Here is a 17745-nt window from a genome sequence, read left to right on the forward strand (position 1 = left end):
TCGCATGTGCGGAATCGTCGGATACGTCGGCCCCCGGGACGCCACCCCCATCCTGCTGGAGGGGCTCGGGCGGCTGGAGTACCGCGGCTACGACTCGGCCGGCCTCGCGGTGTGCACGAAGGGCGGGCTGAAGGTCGAGAGGGCGATCGGACGCGTGGCCGACCTCGCCGCCGAGCTCCCCGCCCGCTTCAAGGGCTCGCCCGGCATCGGCCACACCCGCTGGGCCACCCACGGGGAGCCCACCGTCGAGAACGCCCACCCGCAGACCGACGCGGCCGGCCGCATCGCCGTCGTGCACAACGGCATCATCGAGAACGCCGACGAGCTGCGGGCCAAGCTGGTGGCCGACGGCGTGGAGTTCACCTCCCAGACCGACACCGAGACCATCGCGCACCTCATCGCCGCCGCCTTCTCCGGTGGGACGGTCGACCTGGAGGGCGCCGTCCGTTCCGCGCTGCGCCAGGTCGTCGGGGCCTACGGCCTCGCGATCGTCGACGCCGAGCACCCCGACCGCATCGTCGTCGCCCGCAACGGCAGCCCGGTGCTGCTGGGCGTCGGGGAGAAGGAGATGTTCGTCGCCTCCGACGTCGCCGCCCTGATCGGCTACACCCGCCAGGTCGTCTACCTCGACGACGGCGAGCTCGCCACGATCACCGCCACCGGCTACCGCACCTTCACCCTCGACGACCGGTCCACGGCCAAGAGCCCGTCCACCATCGACTGGGACGTCGTCGGCGCGGAGATCGGCGACCACGCCCACTTCCTGATCAAGGAGATCTCCGAGCAGCCGCGCACGATCAAGCGCACGCTCTCGGGGCGGCTCGACGAGCGCTTCGACACCGCGCACCTGGGTGGGCTCAACCTCACCGTGCGCGAGGCCCGCGAGATCAGGCGCGTCAAGATCCTCGGCTGCGGCTCGGCCTGCTACGCGGGTGAGCTGGGCGCGCAGCTGATCGAGGACCTGGCCCGCGTGCCGGCGTCGTCGGAGGCCGCGTCGGAGTTCCGCTACCGCAACCCGGTGGTGGAGCCCGACACGCTCTACGTCGCGGTGAGCCAGTCCGGCGAGACGGTCGACACCCTCGCCGCCGTCACCGAGCTGCAGCGCAAGGGCGGGCGCGTCATCGGCATCATCAACGTCGTCGGCTCGACGATCGCCCGCCAGGTCGACGGCGGCATCTACCTGCACGCCGGCCCGGAGATGTCGGTGGCGGCCACGAAGTCGTTCACGTCCACCGTCACGGCGTTCGCGCTGCTCGCGCTGCACCTGGGCCGGATGCGCGACCTCGCGCCGTCGGAGGGGCGCCGGATCATCGCCGGGCTCAAGGCGCTGCCCGACCAGATCGAGGACATCCTGGCCCGGTCCGGCGTCATCGCCGAGGTGGCGAAGGAGATCGCGCCCAGCGCCAGCATGATGTTCGTGGGGCGTCGGCGGGGCTGGCCGGTGGCGCGCGAGGGTGCGCAGAAGCTCAAGGAGATCTCCTACATCCACGCCGAGGCCTACCCCTCGGCGGAGCTCAAGCACGGGCCGCTCGCGCTGATCAGCCCGGAGATGCCGACGGTCGCGATCGTCCCCGACGACGACCTGCTCGACAAGAACACCTCCACGCTCTCGGAGATCAAGGCGCGCAAGGGTCCGGTGATCGCGCTGGCCCACCGGCAGCTGCCCGCGGAGCTGGCCGACCGCACCATCGTCGTCCCGGCGAACGAGCCCGAGCTGGACTCGATCCTGCTCTCGATCCCGCTGCAGCTGCTGGCCTACCACGCGGCGGTGGCCCTGAACCGCGACGTCGACAAGCCCCGCAACCTGGCCAAGAGCGTCACGGTGGAGTGACTACACCCAGTAGGTGTCGTGGCGGAGCATGAACGCGGCCCTGGCCTCCTCGTCGGTCAGCGCCTCGCGGCGGGCGGGGTCGGCGAGGGTCTCGAAGTAGTCCTCGCGAGGGGCGCCCGGAGCGAAGTGCAGCAGCATCGACGCGGGCGCGCCCGACTCGTTGCGGAACCCGTGGATGCCGCCCTCGGGCACGTGGACGAAGTCGCCGGGGCGGGTCGGCACCCAGGCCTTCCCGTCGAAGATCATGATCTCGCCGGTCAGCACGTAGAACGACTCGGAGATGCTGCGGTGGAAGTGCGGGTCCGGGCCGCTGCGGCCCGGACCCATCTCCCAGCGGTAGAGGCCGAACTTCCCGTCCGTCGACGCACCGGAGGCCAGGTAGTGGCAGGCCCCGCCGTCGGGGTTGGCGATGTCGGGCGGGGTGTCCGCCGGGCGGTAGGTGGCGGTGACCTCGCCGTCGGCACCGAGGTAGCGGCCGGGTGGGTAGGTGCTCATGGGGCCATGCTGCCCGGCAGGGCGAAGTCCGTGAACACCTGCGGATCCTGGAACACCACGGTGTGCGCCACCCGCCCGCCCCGGACCGTGAACACCTGCAGCGTGTGCAGCCCGCCGTCGAGGTACGCCGCGACGGCGGGCTGGCCGTTCGCGGCGGTCGGCACCAGCCCCCACCGGCCGGTGCGCCTCGCGAACATCCCCGTCATGAACGCGCCGTAGCTCTCCCGGCCGCGGTACCAGTGCGGCACGGGCGGCATCTCCAGCACGACGTCCTCGGTGAGCAGGGCGACGAGCGCGTCGACGTCGGCGGCCTCGAACGCCGTGACGTAGCGGCGCACCGCATCGTCGGCCGGCTCCTCGACGGTCTCCTCCCGCAGGCCCGCGGCGGCCAGCCCCGCCCGGGCCCGTTGCAGGGCGCTGTTGACCGCGGCCGTGGTCATGTCGAGCTGCCCGGCCACCTCGGCGGCGCTGAACTCCAGCACCTCGCGCAGCACCAGCACCGCCCGCTGCCGGGGCGGGAGCGTCTGCATCGCCGCGACGAGGGCGAGCCGCAACGCCGAGCGTTCCGAGGCCCGGATCGCCGGGTCGAGCCGGGCGTCGGGGAACGGCCGCAGCCACGGCACCTCTAACGACGGTACGAGCGGGGCGCCGGGATCGTCGCCGGGCGCGCCCAGCCCGGACGGGAGCGGGCGCCGGGCCCGCCCCTCCAGCGCCGTGAGGCACGCGTTGGTGGCGATCCGGTAGAGCCACGTGCGCAGTGACGCCCGGTTGCCGTCGTAGCGGTCGCGGGCCTTCCACGCCCGCAGCATCGTCTCCTGCACGAGATCCTCGGCCTCGTGCACGGAGCCGAGCATCCGGTAGCAGTGCACGACGAGCTCGCGGCGGTGCGGCTCGATGTCGATCGTCGTCACCCGGGTCAGTGTGCCGGTGCGTTGGCGTACGCGGCGATCCTCCACTCGCCGTCGCGGCGCACGAGCACCCACGTGGCGCTCACCTCGCGCTCCGGCGGCAGCGACTCCTCGCCGGGCATCAGGACGCCCGCGGTGCTCACGACGATCGCGGTGTCCGGCCCGGGGAAGCGGATGCTCGCCGCGTCGTCGACGCCGCGGGAACCCTTCAACGGCCCGGCGAAGGAGGCGGCCATCCCGGCGCGCAGCGCGTCGCGGCTGTGGTGCACGACGCCGGGCCGCACGACGGAGGCGTCGTCGAGGTAGAGCGGGACGAGCGCGTCGGCGTCGTTCGCGGCCCAGGCGTCGTAGAAGCGGTCGAGCACGGCGCGGACGGCGGTGGTGTCGGTGGTGGTGTCGGTGGTGGTGTCGGTGCTGATGGTGCCGGTCATGAGAACTCTCCCTCGGTGGTGGTGTCGAGGGATGTACCGGTGACGGGGCCGGGACTCATCGGTGAGCCGCTGAGTTCAGGCCGACGCGGGCTCCGGGCCCGTCAGCCAGGTGCAGACCGGCGAGAGCGCGATGCTCATCGGCACGTGCGGCTGGCCGACGTAGGTCTCGACCTCGCCGGCCGTGCTCCAGCCGAGCCGGTGGAAGAAGCGCTCGTTGGCCACCTGGACGTGGGCGTGCATGACCCGCCCGCCGCGGGCGCTCGCGGTGGCCACGGCGAAGCGGACGAGCGGCCCGCCGATGCTCGCCGAGCGGAACTCGGGCAGCACCGCGAGCCGGTCGCCCAGCCACTCGCCGGGGCCGGTGGGGTGGAGCCGCACGGTGCCCGCCGGGCACCCGTCGTAGAGGGCGAGCACGTGGATCACGTCGTCCCGGGCGTCGTGGGCGTCGAGGTCGGAGAGTGTGAACACCCCCTGCTCCTCGACGAACACGGCGTGGCGGATGGCGTGGTGCGCGGCCCGTGACGCCGCGTCCGAGGCCGGTCGGCACAGCACCGGGTCGATCCCGACGAGCGCAGTGACCGGTCGCGACGGCCTCACCGGCCGGTGCGGGGTCGTGCGCGGAAATCCGGGCGGGAACACCGTTATCCGCGCACGGGCGGCGGAGCCGCTCACTCGGGGCGCCGGCCGATCTGGAGCAGGGGAGCGCTGGTCGGGGCCCCGCCGGTCGGCCCGCACGGGGCGGCGGAGCCGGCGGTCTGCACGAGGTTGAGCGACGAGCAGGCCTGGCAGCGCGCGCAGCCGGCCACCGCGGTGTGGGCGCCGAGGCCGCGCTCGGCGAGGAAGCCCGCGACCTTGCGGTAGATCGGCTCCGTGTACTCCCGCGACGGCGCGGGCACGTCCTCCATCAGCGACCCCGCGACGGGCCGCAGCGGCACCACGAACGGGTAGACGCCGATGTCGACGGCGCGCTTGCACGCGTCGATCGTCAGCTGGGGGTCCTCGCCCATGCCCAGGATGACGTAGGTGGAGACGCGGCCCTCGCCGAACACCTTCACGGCGTGCTCCCACGTGCGGAAGTACGTCTCGATGCCGGTGCGGAACTTGCCCGGGGCCACCTTCGCGAGCACGGCCGGGTCGAACGTCTCGATGTGGATGCCCAGCGCGTCGACGCCCATGTCGTGCACCTGGTCGATCACCGAGAGGTCACGCGGCGGCTCGAACTGGATCTCCACGGGCAGCCCGGCGGCCTCCTTGACCGCCTGTCCGCACTTCGCGACGTACAACGCGCCGCGGTCGGGGGCCACCGACGAGCCGGTGGTGAGGGTGGCGTCGACCGCGCCGTCGAGCTCCTTGGCGGCGATAGCCACCTCGGCCAGCATCTCGGGGGTCTTCTTCGCGATGGTGGCGCCCGAGGCGAGCGAGAGGCCGATGCCGCAGAAGCCGCACTGGTCGGAGTTGCCCCAGTAGTTGCAGGCCTGCACGACGGTGGAGGCGAGGGAGTCCAGGTGCAGCAGCGCGATCTGGTGGTACGGCACGCCGTCGGCGGTCTCGAGGTCGTAGAACCTCGGCCGCGCGGTGCCGGCCACCGACGCGATCTTGACGCCGTCGCGGTAGATGCCCTGGCCGTCGTCCTCGGCGCGCAGCGAGTACGGGGAGGAGTCGCTGGGGGGCACCGTGACGGGCACGCCCTCGATCCACAGCATCCCGGAGTCCGAGGGCCCGGCCCCGCCCTTGCGGGCCGTCTCGAGCGTGGTCTCCAGACGCAGGCCGACGCTCTGCAGGTCCATGATGAGTCCTGCGGTGTCCGCCACCAGGGTCATGCTCCTGCTCCGTTCACTGAAGTGTTCGATCGTGTCATATAGGAAACCTCGGGCGGGCTGCTGTCAAGATGCGGGGTATGCCGCCCCGCGTCGCGCTGCTCAGCCACTCGACCACCCCGCGCGGTGGTCACGTCCACACGCTGGGGCTCGGCGAGGCCCTCCACCGCGCCGGTCTGCCCGTGCACCTGGTGGCGATGGGCGATCCCGACAAGGGTCTCTACCGGCCCGTCGACCTGCCGTTCACCGTGGTGAGGGGCCCGGCGCGTGAGGGGACGACGCTGGAGCAGCGGGTGTTCGCGTCCATCGACCTCATGGCCGCCGCGCTGGCCGCCCGCATCGACGAGTTCGACGTGCTGCACGCCCAGGACTGCATCGCCGCCAGCGCCGCGCTGCGTGCGCGGGATCTCACCGGGTCGCCCGTCCGGGTGCTGCGCACCGCCCACCACGTCGACGACTTCACCACCCGGGCCCTGATCGACTGCCAGCGCCGCGCGATCGTCGAGCCCGACCGCGTGCTCGTCGTGAGCGAGCAGTGGCGGCGGATCCTGCGCGCCGACTACGGCGTCGAGACGACGGTGGTGCCGAACGCCGTCGACACCGCGCGGTTCGCCGTGGCCGAGCCGCCCCCGTGGACGACGGACGGACCGTTGCTGCTGGCGGTGGGCGGGATCGAGCCGCGCAAGGGGTCGACGGTGGCGTTCCGGGCGCTGGCGCAGCTGGGTGCTCCCCGTCCGGTGCTCGCGATCGTCGGCGGGCACTCGTTCCAGGACTTCGCCCCCTACCGCGACGCGGCGCTGGCCGAGCTGCCGTCGCTGGGGCTGGTCGACGGGGTGGACGTGGTGGAGGTCGGCACCGTCACGGACGCGCAGCTGGCCGGCTGGTACGCCGCGGCCGACGTGCTCTGCTACCCGTCGCTGGTGGAGGGGTTCGGGCTCGTCACGATCGAGGCGATGAGCCAGGGGCTGCCGGTGGTGGCCAGCGACATCGACGTGTTCGGCGAGTACCTCGTCGACGGTGTGAACGCCCTGCTCCCGGCGGCCGGGGACGCGGACGCCCTCGCCGTGGCCCTGCGGAGGGTGCTGGAGGAGCCGGGCCTGGCCGACCGTCTGCGGGGGGCGGGAGAGACCACCGCGCAGTCCTACACCTGGGCCGCGGCCGCGGCGGCCCACGAACACGTCTACACGGAGCTGACGGGAGCGCCGCCCCCACCGAGGTGATCACGGCGGGAAGGTCGGGCCCGAAGATCGACAGACGACCGTCCGCCCGGGATCACCGCGGCGGCCCCCGCCCGGGTGGTGATCACGGCCGGACGGCTCGTGGAGATCGACCAGCGACCTTCCGCCCGTGGACGCCGCAGTGGGGACGGGTGCGGGGTCTCAGTCGGACGACAGGCGGGCTCGTCTCGCCTCGAGCTCCGGGCGGCGGCGATCGTGGGGCGGGAGGTCGTCGACCAGGCGGTCGTGCACCTCCAGGTCGTCGCGGCCCAGGGGGTGGGCGGCGTAGGCGGCGAGCAGGTCGAGGTCGCCGGCGTCGAGGACGGCGTGGCGCAGGCCGACCTCCAGCTCGTCACGCAGCTCCCGGATCTCCGGCGCGTCCGAGCGCGGCAGCAGCGGGCCGTCGCACGCACGGAGGGCCTCCGCGGGCTTCCCGGCGCGCAGCGCCCGGCGGACCGCGTCGAAGTCGGAGTCGACCCCGGCGTCGAGGCGGTAGGGCCGGGTGCGCAGGACATCGGCCCCGATGAGGCCGCGCAACCGCAGGATCTCGCCGCGCACGGTGGTGGGGTTGCCGTCGTCGCCGTAGAGGAGCTGGGCGAGCCGCTCGGCGGTGAGGCCGCCCGCGTGCAGGGCCAGCGCCACCAGCAGCTCGGCCGGGCGCAGCGTGAGCGGGATCGACCGCCCGTTGAGCACCATGCTCGGGTTGCCGGCGCCCATCATCCGCAGCGACAACGCGCTGCGCCTGCTGGTCGCGGCGCGCCGCGGGGCCCGCAGGAGGTAGCCCTCGGCCAACGGCTCGAGCACCATCTCGCGGCCGTCGTCGAGCAGGACGCGGTCGGAGCCCTCGGCGGGCATCGCCACCCGCGTGGGCCACGCGCCGTACGGCTCGCCCGCCACGATCCGCCCGGTGGGCGTCACCAGCGCGCCGGTGTGACCGCGCAGGCTGGTGAGGTGCGGCATGTTGCGCACGCGCAGGCGTTCGTCGGCGATCGCCAGGCGCACGCGGAGCTGGTTCTCCGCGAGCTGCGCGGTGGCCGACACGAGCTGCACCATCGCGGGGTGCACCGTGTGCAGGGGGCCGCTGATGTCGATGGCGCCCAGGATGGCGCCGGTGTCCGGGTCGTGGACGGGGGCGGCGGCGCAGGTCCACGCGTGGAACGCGCGGACGAGGTGCTCGGCCGAGTGGATCTGCACCGGAGCGTCGACGGCCAGCGTGGTGCCCATCGCGTTGGTGCCGATCGCGTCCTCGGACATGCGGAAGCCGGGGGACAGGCCCGTGGAGTCGGCGATGTGCAGCAGCTTCGCGGCGCCTTCGCGCCACAGGATCGTGCCGTCGGCGTCGGTGACGAGCATGACGTGCATGGCCTCGTCGGCGATGCTGACGAGCGTGCTGCGCAGCAGCGGCATGACCTCGTTGAGCGGGTGAGCGCTGCGCAGGTCGGGCAGCTCGGTGTCGGGCACCACCTCGGGGGGTGTGTTCCGGTCGGGGTCGACGTGCGCGGCCAGGCTGCGCCGCCAGGACTCGGACACGAGCGACCTCGGCGCCGCCGGGCCCGCGTCGCCACCCAGCACCGCGTCGTAGACCCCGTGCAGCAAATGGGCATGCTCGACCGGGTCGTGCGCGCCATCCTGTGTCATCGGCACTCCGAGCGTCACTGCCCCTGGAAGGTTGCCCATCATCTCCCAGGCGCTGATCAGCGGCAAGGTGGGTGGTCGACGCGCCGGTTGCGCGTGCAACGTCCAGGCAACGTGACGGCGCTTACTGTCGCCGCCATCACCGCTCGATCGTGCCAGGGAGGTTGCCCGTGACAACGGACGCCGTGCTCGACGCCCGCACTCCGGTGCCGGATTCCGTTGCCGTCCCTCCCGCCCCCCTCGCGCAGCGGACCGCCCGCCTGCTCATCGTCGACGGCGAGGCCATCGTCCGGTTCGGGCTGCGGCAGCTGTTCGCCTCCGACCCCGACCTGTCCGTCGTCGGTGAGGCCGCCACCCCGCGCGACGCGCTCGTCGTCGCCGACCGGTGCCCGCCCGACCTGGTGATCCTGGACATCGAGCTCGGTCGCGGCGACGCCGCCGGCGTCGAGCTGGCCCGGATGCTCCTGGAGCGCCACCGCGGCGTCCGCGTGCTCGTGCTCACCAGCTGTCGTGACCGCGAGGTCATGATGCGCACCGTCCGCCTCGGCGTGCACGGCTACGTGCGCAAGGGCGCCGAGACCGCCGACATCAGCCGTGCGGTGCACGCGCTGCTGCGCGGCGAGAGCGTGTTCGACTCCCGCGGCGCCGCGGGTGCCGCCCCGATCGTCACCGACGTCCTGCGCGACGAGGACCGGCCCGTCATGCGCTCGTTCGGCGGGGCCATGCTCACCGAGCGCGAGAACCAGGTGCTGCGGCTGCTCGCCGTCGGGATGTCCAACCGCGAGATCGGCCGGCGGCTCGTGATCAGCGAGGCCACCGTCAAGTTCCACGTGCGCAACCTGCGCGACAAGCTCGAGGTCCGCCGCCGCACGGAGATCGTCTACACCGCGACGCGACAGGGCATCGTCTGAGTCAGGGAGTTGCGGACGGTGCTCGGACCGACGCACTGTTCACCATCGGGTGCGTCTGTCTACGATGGTGAACGTGGAGGCTGCCGCGTGGGAACCCGTCGTCGGGGCGATCGGGCCGAAGGTGCGTGAGGCCCGGCAGGCGCTCGGACTGTCGTTGCAGCAGCTCGCGGCCCGCGCCGACGTCTCGGCGGCCGCGATCCACAAGGTCGAGCGCGGCGACATGGTCCCCACCATCACCACGCTGCTGAAGCTCGCCGGCGCGCTCGACCGCCCGATCGTCCACTTCGTCGGCGACGGCTCGCGCCCCCGGCCGGTGGCCACGCTCGTGCGCGGTGACGTGCCCACTCCGACGCCCGCGGACTGGGCGCCCGCCGCGTACGGCGTCGACGGGCGGACCCTCGCCGCCCCCGACGAGCGCTTCCGCGCCGCCGGCGTGCACGCCACGGTCGAGCCCGGCGGCGGCAGCGGCGACACGCGCCCGCTGCGGGCCGGCGAGGAGATCCTGCTGGTGCTGGAGGGCGAGATGCAGGTGGACGTCGCGGGCGAGCGGTACCGCCTCGACGCCGGCGACACGCTGCACTACCCCACCGACCGCCCGCACGAGTGGCGCAACCCGGGCGCGGGGCCGGCGCGGGCGGTGTGGTTCACGGTGCGCGGATGAGCGAGTCGCTGGCCGACGTCGTCGCGTCCGTCCTCGACAACCCCGGCCTGCGGTCCAAGGCCGAGATCGGGCTGGTCGGCGAGGTGCTGGGCGCGGCCCCCGACTGGCTCGGCGGGCCCGGCGACGACGGCGCCGTGGTCGAGGCCGCGGGCACCCGGGTCGTGGCCTGCGGCGAGGCCGTCTTCCCGCCGTTCGTGGCCGCCGACCCGCACGGCGCCGGGTTCGCCGCGGTGCTCACCAACGTCAACGACCTCGCGGCGATGGGCGCGGTGCCGCTGGGCATCGTGGACACCGTCGTGGCGTCGGAGGCGGTGGCCCGCAAGGTTCTGGAGGGCATGCGCGAGGCGTGCGGGCTGCTCGACGTCCCGATCATCGGCGGCCACCTCACCATCCACGACGGGCCGCCGGCCGTCTCGGCGTTCGGGGTGGGGCACGCGCCGTTCCCCCTGTCGGTGACGAACGCGGCCCCCGGCCAGTCGCTCGTGGTGGCCGCGGCGCTGGACGGGGCGATGCGCGCCGACTTCCCGTTCTTCCCCGCGTTCACGGCCCGCGGGCAGCGCTGCGCCGGCGACGTGCGCCTGCTGGCGCAGCTCGCGGCCGACGGCGTGTGCGTGGCGAGCAAGGACATCAGCATGGCCGGGCTGATCGGGTCGCTGGCGATGCTGCTGGAGTGCGACGGGCTCGGCGTCACCGTCGACCTCGACGCCGTGCCGACCCCCGCCGGGGTGCCGCTGACCCGCTGGCTCAACTGCTTCCCCAGCTTCGGCTTCCTGCTCTGCGTGCCGTCGGGCCGCGAGCAGGAGTGCCTGGCCGCGTTCGCCGAGCGGGACCTGGCCGCGGCGGTGGTGGGCGAGCTGAACGGAACCGGCGAGCTGGCGGTGACGACCGGCGGCGCGATCGCGACGGTGATGCGCATGGCGGACTTCCGTGTCACCGGCCTGCCTCGCACACCGCCGGGCTCAGGGGCGGGGCGCTAGCGAGAGGTGCGTCGCGCGGGCCGTGGCCGGGCTCGGGCCGACCAGGGTCGGGCAGATGCCCGAGCCCGCCGCCATGCTCAGCGGGGCGGCCGCCGGTGCGGGCTGGGCGCGCAGGGCGATGTCCACGGCCAGGCCGAAGAGGCGCTCGACGCGGTCGGGGGCCCGCCAGCGGTGGCGCTCCGCGAACTCCGGCCAGCGGGCCGGGGCCACGAGCACCTCGTCGTCGTACTCCAGCTCGTGCCAGGTGACGGCGAGGTCGAACAGCTCCAGCACCGCGTCCGGGTCGGTCTCCACGGCGAGCAGGCGGTCGTGGTGGGTGCGGCGGGCGGCGTCCGTGCGGCAGCCCGCGTGGCAGGCGATGCGGGCGATGCGGGGCATGCGTCGATGATCGGTGACGAGCCGGTACCTCCCCGTTTCCGAACTGTTGCGGCCGGATGAAGTCCGGTCCGTAGCCTGGTCGCCGTGGAGATGCTGCCCGCGGTGCTGGCGAGCGGATGGGCCAGCGGGGTCAACGCCTACCTGTGCGTGCTGATGCTCGGGTTGATCGGTCGCTTCGGCGACGTCGCCGCGGTGCCCGAGGCCCTGACCAGGACCGACGTGCTCATCGTCGCCGCGGTGCTCGTCGCGGTGGAGTTCGTGGCGGACAAGATCCCGTACGTCGACTCGTTGTGGGATGCGATCTCCACGGCCATCCGCCCCACAGTGGGCGTGGTGATCGGGCTGCTCATCGCCCAGGACGCGCCGACGCTGCAGCAGGCGGTCCTGGCCGCCGGCGGGGGTGGCGCGGCGCTGGCCAGCCACCTCGTCAAGGGCGGGCTGCGGCTGATCGTCAACACCTCGCCCGAGCCGGTGACGAACATCGGCGTCAGCGTCGGTGAGGACGTCGCGGTCGCCGGGGTCACGAGCCTGGCGGTGCTGCAGCCCGCGCTCGCGCTGGGCATCGCGGGCGTGCTGCTGGCGATCGGGATCGTGCTGCTGGTGCTGCTGTGGAGCCGGGTGCGACGCGGTTACCGCCGCTACACGGCGTGGCGCGAGCGGCGTCAGCCGAAGAACACCTCGGCCTCGGCGTAGAGCGCAGGGTCCACGAGCTTGAGCTCCTTCGTGGCCTCGGCGAGCGGCACCATGACGATGTCGGTGCCGCGCAGCGCCGCCATCTGACCCCACTGCTGGGCGTGCACCGCGTCGATGGCGTGCAGGCCGAAGCGGGTGGCGAGCCAGCGGTCGCGGGCCGTGGGCGTGCCGCCGCGCTGGACGTGGCCGAGCACCGTGGTGCGGGCCTCCTTGCCGGTGCGCGCCTCGATCTCGCGGGCCAGGTAGTCACCGATGCCGCCGAGCCGGACGTGCCCGAACGCGTCCTTCTCACCGCTGAGCAACGACTCGTCACCGTCCTTGGGCTTCGCGCCCTCGGAGACGACGATGATCGGCGCGTAGTCCAGCCGGAACCGCGACTCGGCCCACTTGCAGACCTGCTCGATGTCGAACCGCACCTCGGGGATGAGGATGATGTTGGCCCCGCCCGCCATGCCGGCGTGCAGCGCGATCCAGCCGGCGTGCCGCCCCATCACCTCGACGATCAGCGCGCGGTGGTGCGACTCGGCCGTGGTGTGCAGCCGGTCGATGGCCTCCATCGCGATGTTGACCGCGGTGTCGAAGCCGAACGTGTAGTCGGTGCCCGAGAGGTCGTTGTCGATCGTCTTCGGCACGCCGACGACGTTGACGCCGATCTCGTGCAGCTTGGTGGCGACGCCGAGGGTGTCCTCGCCGCCGATGGCGATCAGCGCGTCGACGCCGAGGTCCTGCAGGTTCTTCTTGATCCGCTCGACACCGCCCTCGACGGCGAACGGGTTGGTGCGCGACGAGCCGAGGATCGTGCCGCCGCGGGGCAGCAGGCCGCGGACGGCCGGGATGTCGAGTGGCTTCGTGAGCGCCTCGAGAGGGCCGCGCCAGCCGTCGCGGAAGCCCAGGAACGAGTAGCCGTACTCGGTGACGCCCTTGCGGACGACTGCCCGGATGACCGCGTTCAGCCCCGGGCAGTCGCCGCCGCCCGTCAGCACCCCGATGCGCATGGGTGCACCGTATCCGGCCGGTACTACCGGTGTGTGACGTGGTCCACAAGTCCGTACGCGAGGGCCTCGTCGGCGGTGAACCAGTGGTCGCGGTCGGCGTCCGCGGTGATCGTCTCGACGCTCTGGCCGGTGTGCTGTGCGGTGATCTCGGCGATCTCCTGCTTCATGGCGGCGTAGACACCGGCCCGGATCGCGATGTCCGTGGCGCCCCCGCTCATCCCGGCCGACGGCTGGTGCATCAGGATCCGCGCGTGCGGGAGGGCGTGGCGCTTGCCGGGGGTGCCCGCCGAGAGCAGGAACTGTCCCATCGACGCCGCGAACCCGACGGCCCACGTCGCGACGTCGGGCTGGATCAGCGCCATCGTGTCGTAGATGGCCATGCCCGCGGTGACGGAGCCGCCCGGGGAGTTGATGTAGAACGTGATGTCGCGGTGGGGGTCCTGGGCGGCCAGCAGGAGCAGCTGGGAGACGATCCGGTTGGCCACCGCGTCGTCCACCTCGGATCCGAGGAACACGATCCGCTCGTCGAGCAGGCGCTCCACGACGGGGTCGGGCCCGGCCGGGGCGGCCTGGAGAACGGGGCCACGCAGAGCCGGCGGGTACGGCCGGGGATCCGGCCGGGGCGGCTGGGGGTGGACGGGCAGGGGCGGGTCCGGGTGCAGGAGCGGCCAGGGTCCGGTGGCGGTCACACGGGTTCCGGTGGGGATCGGCACGGGAGGTCCTCTCGTCGGCGGTGGCCCCGACGCTAGGGCCGTCGGTGGACGCGGTGACCCCGTGTTCGCCGAGAGCGACGATGTACGCCGAGAGCGATCACGACGGCGCGGCTCCCGGCCGCCGCCCGACGTCGCAGCCCGCCGGTCACGTCGCAGCCCGCCGGTCACCTCGCAGCCCGCCGGCGCGCTGCGAGGACGCACGACGGGCTGCGAGGTGCTACCGGCAGCGGGACGCCAGAGGTTCGCCGGAGCCGGGCCTGCGCTCGAACGACACGTGCACGTGGTCGACGTGGTTCTCCGTGTCGCCGCCGCGGTCCTCCATGCGCTGCCAGCCGTCGCCGAAGTTGATGCGCTGCTCCCAGATGACGTAGGAGATGCCCAGCGCCTCCTGGTTGGCCAGGGCGCAGGCGGCGAGCCGGTCGCCGCGCTCGCCGCGCATCATGAAGTCGACGGCGAGCCCGGACGGGTGGTCGGAGTGCCGGGCGCGGCCCGCCACGCCGATCAGGTCGGGTCGGCCGTAGAGGCAGGCCAGGAACCGGGCGGCGTCGCGGGCCCACGGCTTCACGCGGCCGAGCCCGTCGAGGTCGGCGTCGCAGGCGGTCCGCTCCCGCTCCGCCGCCAGGCCGACCGACTTGAGCAGGCCCGCGACGCTGAAACTCACCGGCTCGGGCTCGGGGGCGGCCCCGACGGGCACGACAGCGGCCAGGCGTCGCATCGGGAGGTCCGGCCCGGCCGGCAACGGGCCGGTGACCGGGGAGGTGCCGGGCGGGTGTGCGGCCGGGCGGGAGTCGGACGCGAGGCCGAGCGCGGCGGCGTCCCGAGGGGTCTCCCCGGTGATCGCCGCGGGGGCCAGGGGTGCGGCGACGACCAGCGCGCCACCGGCGACGGCAGCGGCAGCCAGCCCGTGCCGCACGGCGGGCTCGGCCCGGTGCCGGGTGGCCGCAGGCCCGCCGGGTGACGCCAGGACCCGTCGCGCTGCCCGCCCCGGCTCGGGGCGGCCAGGAGATCGGTGCCGGGACACGGCGGGAATCTAGCGCAGGGTAGCTGGATCGTCACGCTCAGTGGGTCAACAGGCGGGCGGGGGAGCTCCGGCCGACCCGGACCCGAACGAGATGTGCACGTGGTCCATGTGGTTGGCCGTGGCGCCGCCGCGGTCCTCCATGGCCTCCCAGCCGCTGCCGTAGTTGATGCGCTGGCGCCAGATGACGTAGGAGATGCCCAGCTCGTCGGCGTTGCGCAGCGCGCAGGCGGCCAGGGCGTCACCGGTGGAGCGGTCGACCATGAAGTCCACGGCCCGGCCGCCGGGGTGGTCCGAGGTGCCGGCGCGGCCGGCGACGCCGTACATCGTGGGCTCGCGGTACTGGCAGCCCAGGTACTGCGCGGCGGCCCGGGCGACGGCCGTGACCGCGCCGAGGCCGGAGGTGTCGAGCCCGCAGTCCAGGGCGGCCTTCCGCTCCGCCTCGGCCTTCGCCTCCGCCGCGCGGCGGTCGGCCTCGGCCTTCGCCGCGGCGACCTGCTTCTCCACGCGCTGGACCGCGGCCACGAGCCGGGTGGCGCCCAGGACCTCGGGCTCCGGTGCGACGGGCACGACCGAGGGGAGCAGTGCGGCCTGCGCCGTGAGGGCGGCGGGTGCCGCGGACGGCACCGGTGCGGCCGCGCCCATCAGGGACAGCGCACCGCCGGCGACGGCGACGGCGGCGGTGCCGCGTCGGACGGGGACGGGGACGGACCGGTGCGCACCGCCGCCGGTCGCCGCGCGGCGGGGAGCCGCTGGCGCCGGAAGATGGTGTGCGCGTCGGCCCCGGGGGGAGCGATGCCGAGCCACAGCCTGCCTTCCGGACCGACGGCGCGGCAGGACGGGTGGGGAGCCCCGTGGCCTTCTCGTGACCGTGCCGTCATCGATCCGGAAGCGACGCTAGGCAACCTCCGGCCCGGACGCCGGGAACAAGGGGGTCGAACCGGACGACCGCGCCGCCGGGAGCGACGAGCGGCACTTCCGCCGGGCCACCGGCGCAGCGGGTCAGGGTACGGACACGCGGAACTCGTTGCCCTCGGGATCGGCCAGCACCGTCCGGCGAGGCGGTGTGGACGTCGGGGTGCAGGCGGTTCTTCGCGACGCGGGGTCCGGGTACCGGGTCGACCCACACCGCGTGCTGCGGCGTCGGCCCGGCGATGCGCACCGTGTAGCCGCGGTTCGGCGAGCCGGAGCGCGATCGACCGGAATCGTGCGGTGGCCGCGGCGTCGGTGGCGTCGATGCAGAGGTCCCTACAGGCGGCGAGCGGCACGCGCCCCGACCCTACGAGGACGGTCGAGCAGGTACCGCGGACGCGCGGGCATTCCGCCGGTCTCCCGCCGCGACCAGCATCGGTCTCATGTTCACCGAGGTGGCGGGGTCGGGGCAGGGCTGGTGGCGGGCGTCTACACCGCGTTCTCGGTGGTGGTGATGCCGGCGTTGCGGCGCCGACCCGCGGCGGAGGGCGCGGCGCTGATGCAGGAGGTGAACCGGGTGATCGTCAACCCGGTGTTCGTGCTGCTGTTCGCCGGGACCGGCGTGCTCGCGGTGGTCGCGGCGGTCCTCGACACGCGGGCCGTCGTCGGGGCGGTGCTGTACGTGCTGGGATCGATCGGGCTGACGGTCGTCGCCGACATTCCGCTGAACAACACCCTCGACGCCGACGGGGAACGGGTCTGGTCGCGGTACCTGTCGCGCTGGACGGCGTGGAACCACGTCCGCGCGCTGGCCACGACCGCGGCGACGGTGGCGCTGGTCGTGGCGGCCTGACGGGGTGGACGAGACCGTCGCACAGACCTGCGGCCGACCGCCGGGGCGCGGTCGCCGCGGTGCGGGCCGAGCACGACGCGGGCATGACGCGCCCGGCCTGGGACGCGGTCGCCGATGTCACCGCGATCGGGCCGGGCACCCGCGTGCTGGCCGGCCTGATGCCCGGCGCGGCGGGTGACGTCGCCGTTCCCCACGCCCCGCCGGACGGGGAGACGCCGCTGCGCGGCCTGCTCCCGGCCGGCGACATCGGCGCCGTCGGCGAGCACGCGGTGCGTCGCGTGCTCCTCGACGGCTCCGCGCCGTTCCGGCCCGCGGACGGCTCGTACCTGTTCCGCACCACGTCCGGTGGGTCGTTGGGGCGACTCGTCCCAACCGTCCCTGACGTGCGGTTTCGATCATGGGCGGCGCACCGCCTCCGGGTCTAGGGTCGATCACGTGGCCGACTGGGACGGGCGGGGACTGCCACCGGTGGCCGCCGAGCGGGCGCGCCGGGCGGCGCAGGGCGGCGCGTGGACGTCGCTGCTGACGGTGCCGGCCGCGGCCGGGATCGACGGGGCCGGGTTCGACCCCGTCGGTGAGGTCATGGGGTCCATGGTCCAGAAGATCGGCTGGGCGGGCTACCGGGGCTGCGGCGTCTACGGCAACTTCGGCGGCGGCATGACCGTCACGTCGTCGGACCGTTCGCGCTACAGCGGTTTCGGCCCCTACGTCGACGCCCTGAACCTCGGCTACCGCACCGCACTCGGGCGCATGGCTCAGGAGGCCAGCACCATCGGCGCGGACGGCATCGTCGGTGTGAACCTCACCACCACCCACATCGACGGCGGCACGCGCGAGTTCACCGCGCTGGGCACGGCGGTGCGGGCACGCTCCACGTCGAGGCCCCACCGGCTGTTCCTCACCCACCTCCCCGGCCAGGACGTCGCCAAGCTCGTCCAGGCCGGCTGGATGCCCACCGACCTGGTCTTCGGCATCTCCGTCGCCATCCGCCACGACGACTGGCGCACCCGCCAGCAGGCGTCCTGGGGGTCGGGCAACGTCGAGGTCTCCGGGTACACCGAGCTGATCACCCACACCCGCGCCGACGCCCGCAACCGCTTCGGCCGCCACGTCCGCGAGTCCGGGGCCGACGGGGCGATCGTCTCGTCGATGGACCTGCGCGCGTGGGAGATCGAGCCGGGCGAGAACCACCGCGACCACGTCGCGGAGGCCACCATCTTCGGCACCTCGCTGGTGCGGTTCCACACCTCGACCGCGGCGCCGACGCGATCACTGACCTACCTGCCGCTGCGTTAGGAGC

Annotated in this window: 20 protein-coding genes; 9 read left to right on the forward strand and 11 right to left on the reverse strand. The window is 73.8% G+C overall.

Annotated features, from left to right (window positions below):
• Positions 1-4: 4 nt before the first annotated feature.
• Positions 5-1831: a glutamine--fructose-6-phosphate transaminase (isomerizing) gene (glmS, locus tag BGP03_RS09920; RefSeq protein WP_296367648.1), complete on the forward strand. Its 1827-nt coding sequence runs from the start codon at positions 5-7 to the stop codon at positions 1829-1831.
• Here glmS and BGP03_RS09925 read toward each other — a convergent pair whose 3' ends face one another.
• The 5 genes from BGP03_RS09925 to BGP03_RS09945 all read right to left on the reverse strand — a co-directional run bounded on the left by BGP03_RS09925 (position 1832) and on the right by BGP03_RS09945 (position 5485).
• On the reverse strand, positions 1832-2326 hold the full coding sequence (locus tag BGP03_RS09925) for a cupin domain-containing protein (protein WP_296367650.1): 495 nt from the start codon (positions 2324-2326) through the stop codon (positions 1832-1834).
• Positions 2323-3237: a sigma-70 family RNA polymerase sigma factor gene (locus BGP03_RS09930; RefSeq protein ID WP_298796857.1), complete on the reverse strand. Its 915-nt coding sequence runs from the start codon at positions 3235-3237 to the stop codon at positions 2323-2325. The genes BGP03_RS09925 and BGP03_RS09930 overlap by 4 nt, the downstream gene beginning before the upstream one ends.
• Before the next feature lie 5 nt (positions 3238-3242).
• Positions 3243-3665, reverse strand: coding sequence for an SgcJ/EcaC family oxidoreductase (locus BGP03_RS09935; RefSeq protein WP_296367657.1), 423 nt, complete (start codon positions 3663-3665; stop codon positions 3243-3245).
• 75 nt (positions 3666-3740) lie between these two features.
• On the reverse strand, positions 3741-4217 hold the full coding sequence (locus BGP03_RS09940) for an MSMEG_0567/Sll0786 family nitrogen starvation N-acetyltransferase (protein ID WP_299736147.1): 477 nt from the start codon (positions 4215-4217) through the stop codon (positions 3741-3743).
• A gap of 116 nt (positions 4218-4333) precedes the next feature.
• A complete protein-coding gene (locus BGP03_RS09945; RefSeq protein WP_298796859.1) occupies positions 4334-5485 on the reverse strand; it encodes an MSMEG_0568 family radical SAM protein in 1152 nt (383 codons plus the stop codon).
• A gap of 77 nt (positions 5486-5562) precedes the next feature.
• Here BGP03_RS09945 and BGP03_RS09950 point away from each other — a divergent pair, with 77 nt between their 5' ends.
• Positions 5563-6702: an MSMEG_0565 family glycosyltransferase gene (locus BGP03_RS09950; RefSeq protein WP_296367662.1), complete on the forward strand. Its 1140-nt coding sequence runs from the start codon at positions 5563-5565 to the stop codon at positions 6700-6702.
• Between the two features lie 159 nt (positions 6703-6861).
• Here the strand turns inward: BGP03_RS09950 and BGP03_RS09955 are convergent, their stop codons facing one another.
• Complete coding sequence (locus BGP03_RS09955) at positions 6862-8337, reverse strand: helix-turn-helix domain-containing protein (RefSeq protein ID WP_296367675.1); 1476 nt, start codon at positions 8335-8337, stop codon at positions 6862-6864.
• Between the two features lie 167 nt (positions 8338-8504).
• Here BGP03_RS09955 and BGP03_RS09960 point away from each other — a divergent pair, with 167 nt between their 5' ends.
• The 3 genes from BGP03_RS09960 to BGP03_RS09970 all read left to right on the forward strand — a co-directional run bounded on the left by BGP03_RS09960 (position 8505) and on the right by BGP03_RS09970 (position 10883).
• On the forward strand, positions 8505-9245 hold the full coding sequence (locus BGP03_RS09960) for a response regulator transcription factor (RefSeq protein ID WP_296367677.1): 741 nt from the start codon (positions 8505-8507) through the stop codon (positions 9243-9245).
• A 64-nt stretch (positions 9246-9309) separates the two neighbouring features.
• On the forward strand, positions 9310-9906 hold the full coding sequence (locus BGP03_RS09965; RefSeq protein WP_296367679.1) for a cupin domain-containing protein: 597 nt from the start codon (positions 9310-9312) through the stop codon (positions 9904-9906).
• Positions 9903-10883 carry an AIR synthase related protein gene (locus BGP03_RS09970; RefSeq protein WP_298796861.1) on the forward strand — a complete coding sequence of 327 codons (981 nt, stop codon included), beginning with the start codon at positions 9903-9905 and terminating at the stop codon, positions 10881-10883. The genes BGP03_RS09965 and BGP03_RS09970 overlap by 4 nt, the downstream gene beginning before the upstream one ends.
• On the opposite strand, the gene BGP03_RS09975 is transcribed toward BGP03_RS09970, so the two are convergent.
• Entirely contained in the window at positions 10866-11261 is a 396-nt protein-coding gene (locus BGP03_RS09975) for a hypothetical protein (RefSeq protein WP_298796863.1), read from the reverse strand. The genes BGP03_RS09970 and BGP03_RS09975 overlap by 18 nt on opposite strands.
• Before the next feature lie 90 nt (positions 11262-11351).
• Here BGP03_RS09975 and BGP03_RS09980 point away from each other — a divergent pair, with 90 nt between their 5' ends.
• Positions 11352-11954, forward strand: a complete 603-nt coding sequence (locus tag BGP03_RS09980) for a DUF4126 domain-containing protein (RefSeq protein ID WP_296367972.1) — start codon at positions 11352-11354, stop codon at positions 11952-11954.
• On the opposite strand, the gene BGP03_RS09985 is transcribed toward BGP03_RS09980, so the two are convergent.
• The 4 genes from BGP03_RS09985 to BGP03_RS10000 all read right to left on the reverse strand — a co-directional run bounded on the left by BGP03_RS09985 (position 11924) and on the right by BGP03_RS10000 (position 15325).
• Positions 11924-12949: a 6-phosphofructokinase gene (locus tag BGP03_RS09985; protein WP_296367685.1), complete on the reverse strand. Its 1026-nt coding sequence runs from the start codon at positions 12947-12949 to the stop codon at positions 11924-11926. The two genes, BGP03_RS09980 and BGP03_RS09985, sit on opposite strands and share 31 nt — an antisense overlap.
• A gap of 23 nt (positions 12950-12972) precedes the next feature.
• On the reverse strand, positions 12973-13539 hold the full coding sequence (locus BGP03_RS09990; protein WP_296367973.1) for an ATP-dependent Clp protease proteolytic subunit: 567 nt from the start codon (positions 13537-13539) through the stop codon (positions 12973-12975).
• A gap of 340 nt (positions 13540-13879) precedes the next feature.
• Positions 13880-14683, reverse strand: a complete 804-nt coding sequence (locus tag BGP03_RS09995; RefSeq protein ID WP_298796865.1) for a hypothetical protein — start codon at positions 14681-14683, stop codon at positions 13880-13882.
• 45 nt (positions 14684-14728) lie between these two features.
• Positions 14729-15325 (reverse strand): hypothetical protein, encoded by a 597-nt coding sequence (locus BGP03_RS10000; protein WP_298796866.1) that lies wholly within the window; start codon positions 15323-15325, stop codon positions 14729-14731.
• 745 nt (positions 15326-16070) lie between these two features.
• On the opposite strand from BGP03_RS10000, the gene BGP03_RS10005 reads away from it, so the two are divergent.
• From BGP03_RS10005 to BGP03_RS10015, 3 genes are all read left to right on the forward strand, one after another.
• Positions 16071-16445 carry an anthrone oxygenase family protein gene (locus tag BGP03_RS10005; RefSeq protein WP_298796868.1) on the forward strand — a complete coding sequence of 125 codons (375 nt, stop codon included), beginning with the start codon at positions 16071-16073 and terminating at the stop codon, positions 16443-16445.
• 83 nt (positions 16446-16528) lie between these two features.
• The gene (locus tag BGP03_RS10010) at positions 16529-16870 is read left to right on the forward strand and encodes a hypothetical protein (protein ID WP_298796870.1); all 342 of its coding nucleotides are present in this window, start codon (positions 16529-16531) and stop codon (positions 16868-16870) included.
• A gap of 10 nt (positions 16871-16880) precedes the next feature.
• Positions 16881-17741: a heavy metal-binding domain-containing protein gene (locus tag BGP03_RS10015; protein WP_296367694.1), complete on the forward strand. Its 861-nt coding sequence runs from the start codon at positions 16881-16883 to the stop codon at positions 17739-17741.
• Positions 17742-17745 lie beyond the last annotated feature (4 nt).

This window comes from Pseudonocardia sp. 73-21 (genome assembly GCF_001899645.1).
Taxonomy (GTDB): Bacteria; Actinomycetota; Actinomycetes; order Mycobacteriales; family Pseudonocardiaceae; genus Pseudonocardia.

Bases quoted from the DNA above. Each gene is read 5' to 3' on its own strand.
- BGP03_RS09975 (WP_298796863.1), bottom strand. From the start codon at position 11,261: ATGCCCCGCATCGCCCGCATCGCCTGCCACGCGGGCTGCCGCACGGAC.
- glmS (WP_296367648.1), top strand. From the start codon at position 5: ATGTGCGGAATCGTCGGATACGTCGGCCCCCGGGACGCCACCCCCATC.
- BGP03_RS09970 (WP_298796861.1), top strand. From the start codon at position 9,903: ATGAGCGAGTCGCTGGCCGACGTCGTCGCGTCCGTCCTCGACAACCCC.
- BGP03_RS09985 (WP_296367685.1), bottom strand. From the start codon at position 12,949: ATGCGCATCGGGGTGCTGACGGGCGGCGGCGACTGCCCGGGGCTGAAC.
- BGP03_RS09980 (WP_296367972.1), top strand. From the start codon at position 11,352: ATGCTGCCCGCGGTGCTGGCGAGCGGATGGGCCAGCGGGGTCAACGCC.
- BGP03_RS09925 (WP_296367650.1), bottom strand. From the start codon at position 2,326: ATGAGCACCTACCCACCCGGCCGCTACCTCGGTGCCGACGGCGAGGTC.
- BGP03_RS09950 (WP_296367662.1), top strand. From the start codon at position 5,563: ATGCCGCCCCGCGTCGCGCTGCTCAGCCACTCGACCACCCCGCGCGGT.
- BGP03_RS09965 (WP_296367679.1), top strand. From the start codon at position 9,310: ATGGTGAACGTGGAGGCTGCCGCGTGGGAACCCGTCGTCGGGGCGATC.
- BGP03_RS10010 (WP_298796870.1), top strand. From the start codon at position 16,529: ATGACGCGCCCGGCCTGGGACGCGGTCGCCGATGTCACCGCGATCGGG.
- BGP03_RS09945 (WP_298796859.1), bottom strand. From the start codon at position 5,485: ATGACCCTGGTGGCGGACACCGCAGGACTCATCATGGACCTGCAGAGC.
- BGP03_RS09935 (WP_296367657.1), bottom strand. From the start codon at position 3,665: ATGACCGGCACCATCAGCACCGACACCACCACCGACACCACCACCGAC.
- BGP03_RS09955 (WP_296367675.1), bottom strand. From the start codon at position 8,337: ATGACACAGGATGGCGCGCACGACCCGGTCGAGCATGCCCATTTGCTG.
- BGP03_RS10000 (WP_298796866.1), bottom strand. From the start codon at position 15,325: ATGGGCGCGGCCGCACCGGTGCCGTCCGCGGCACCCGCCGCCCTCACG.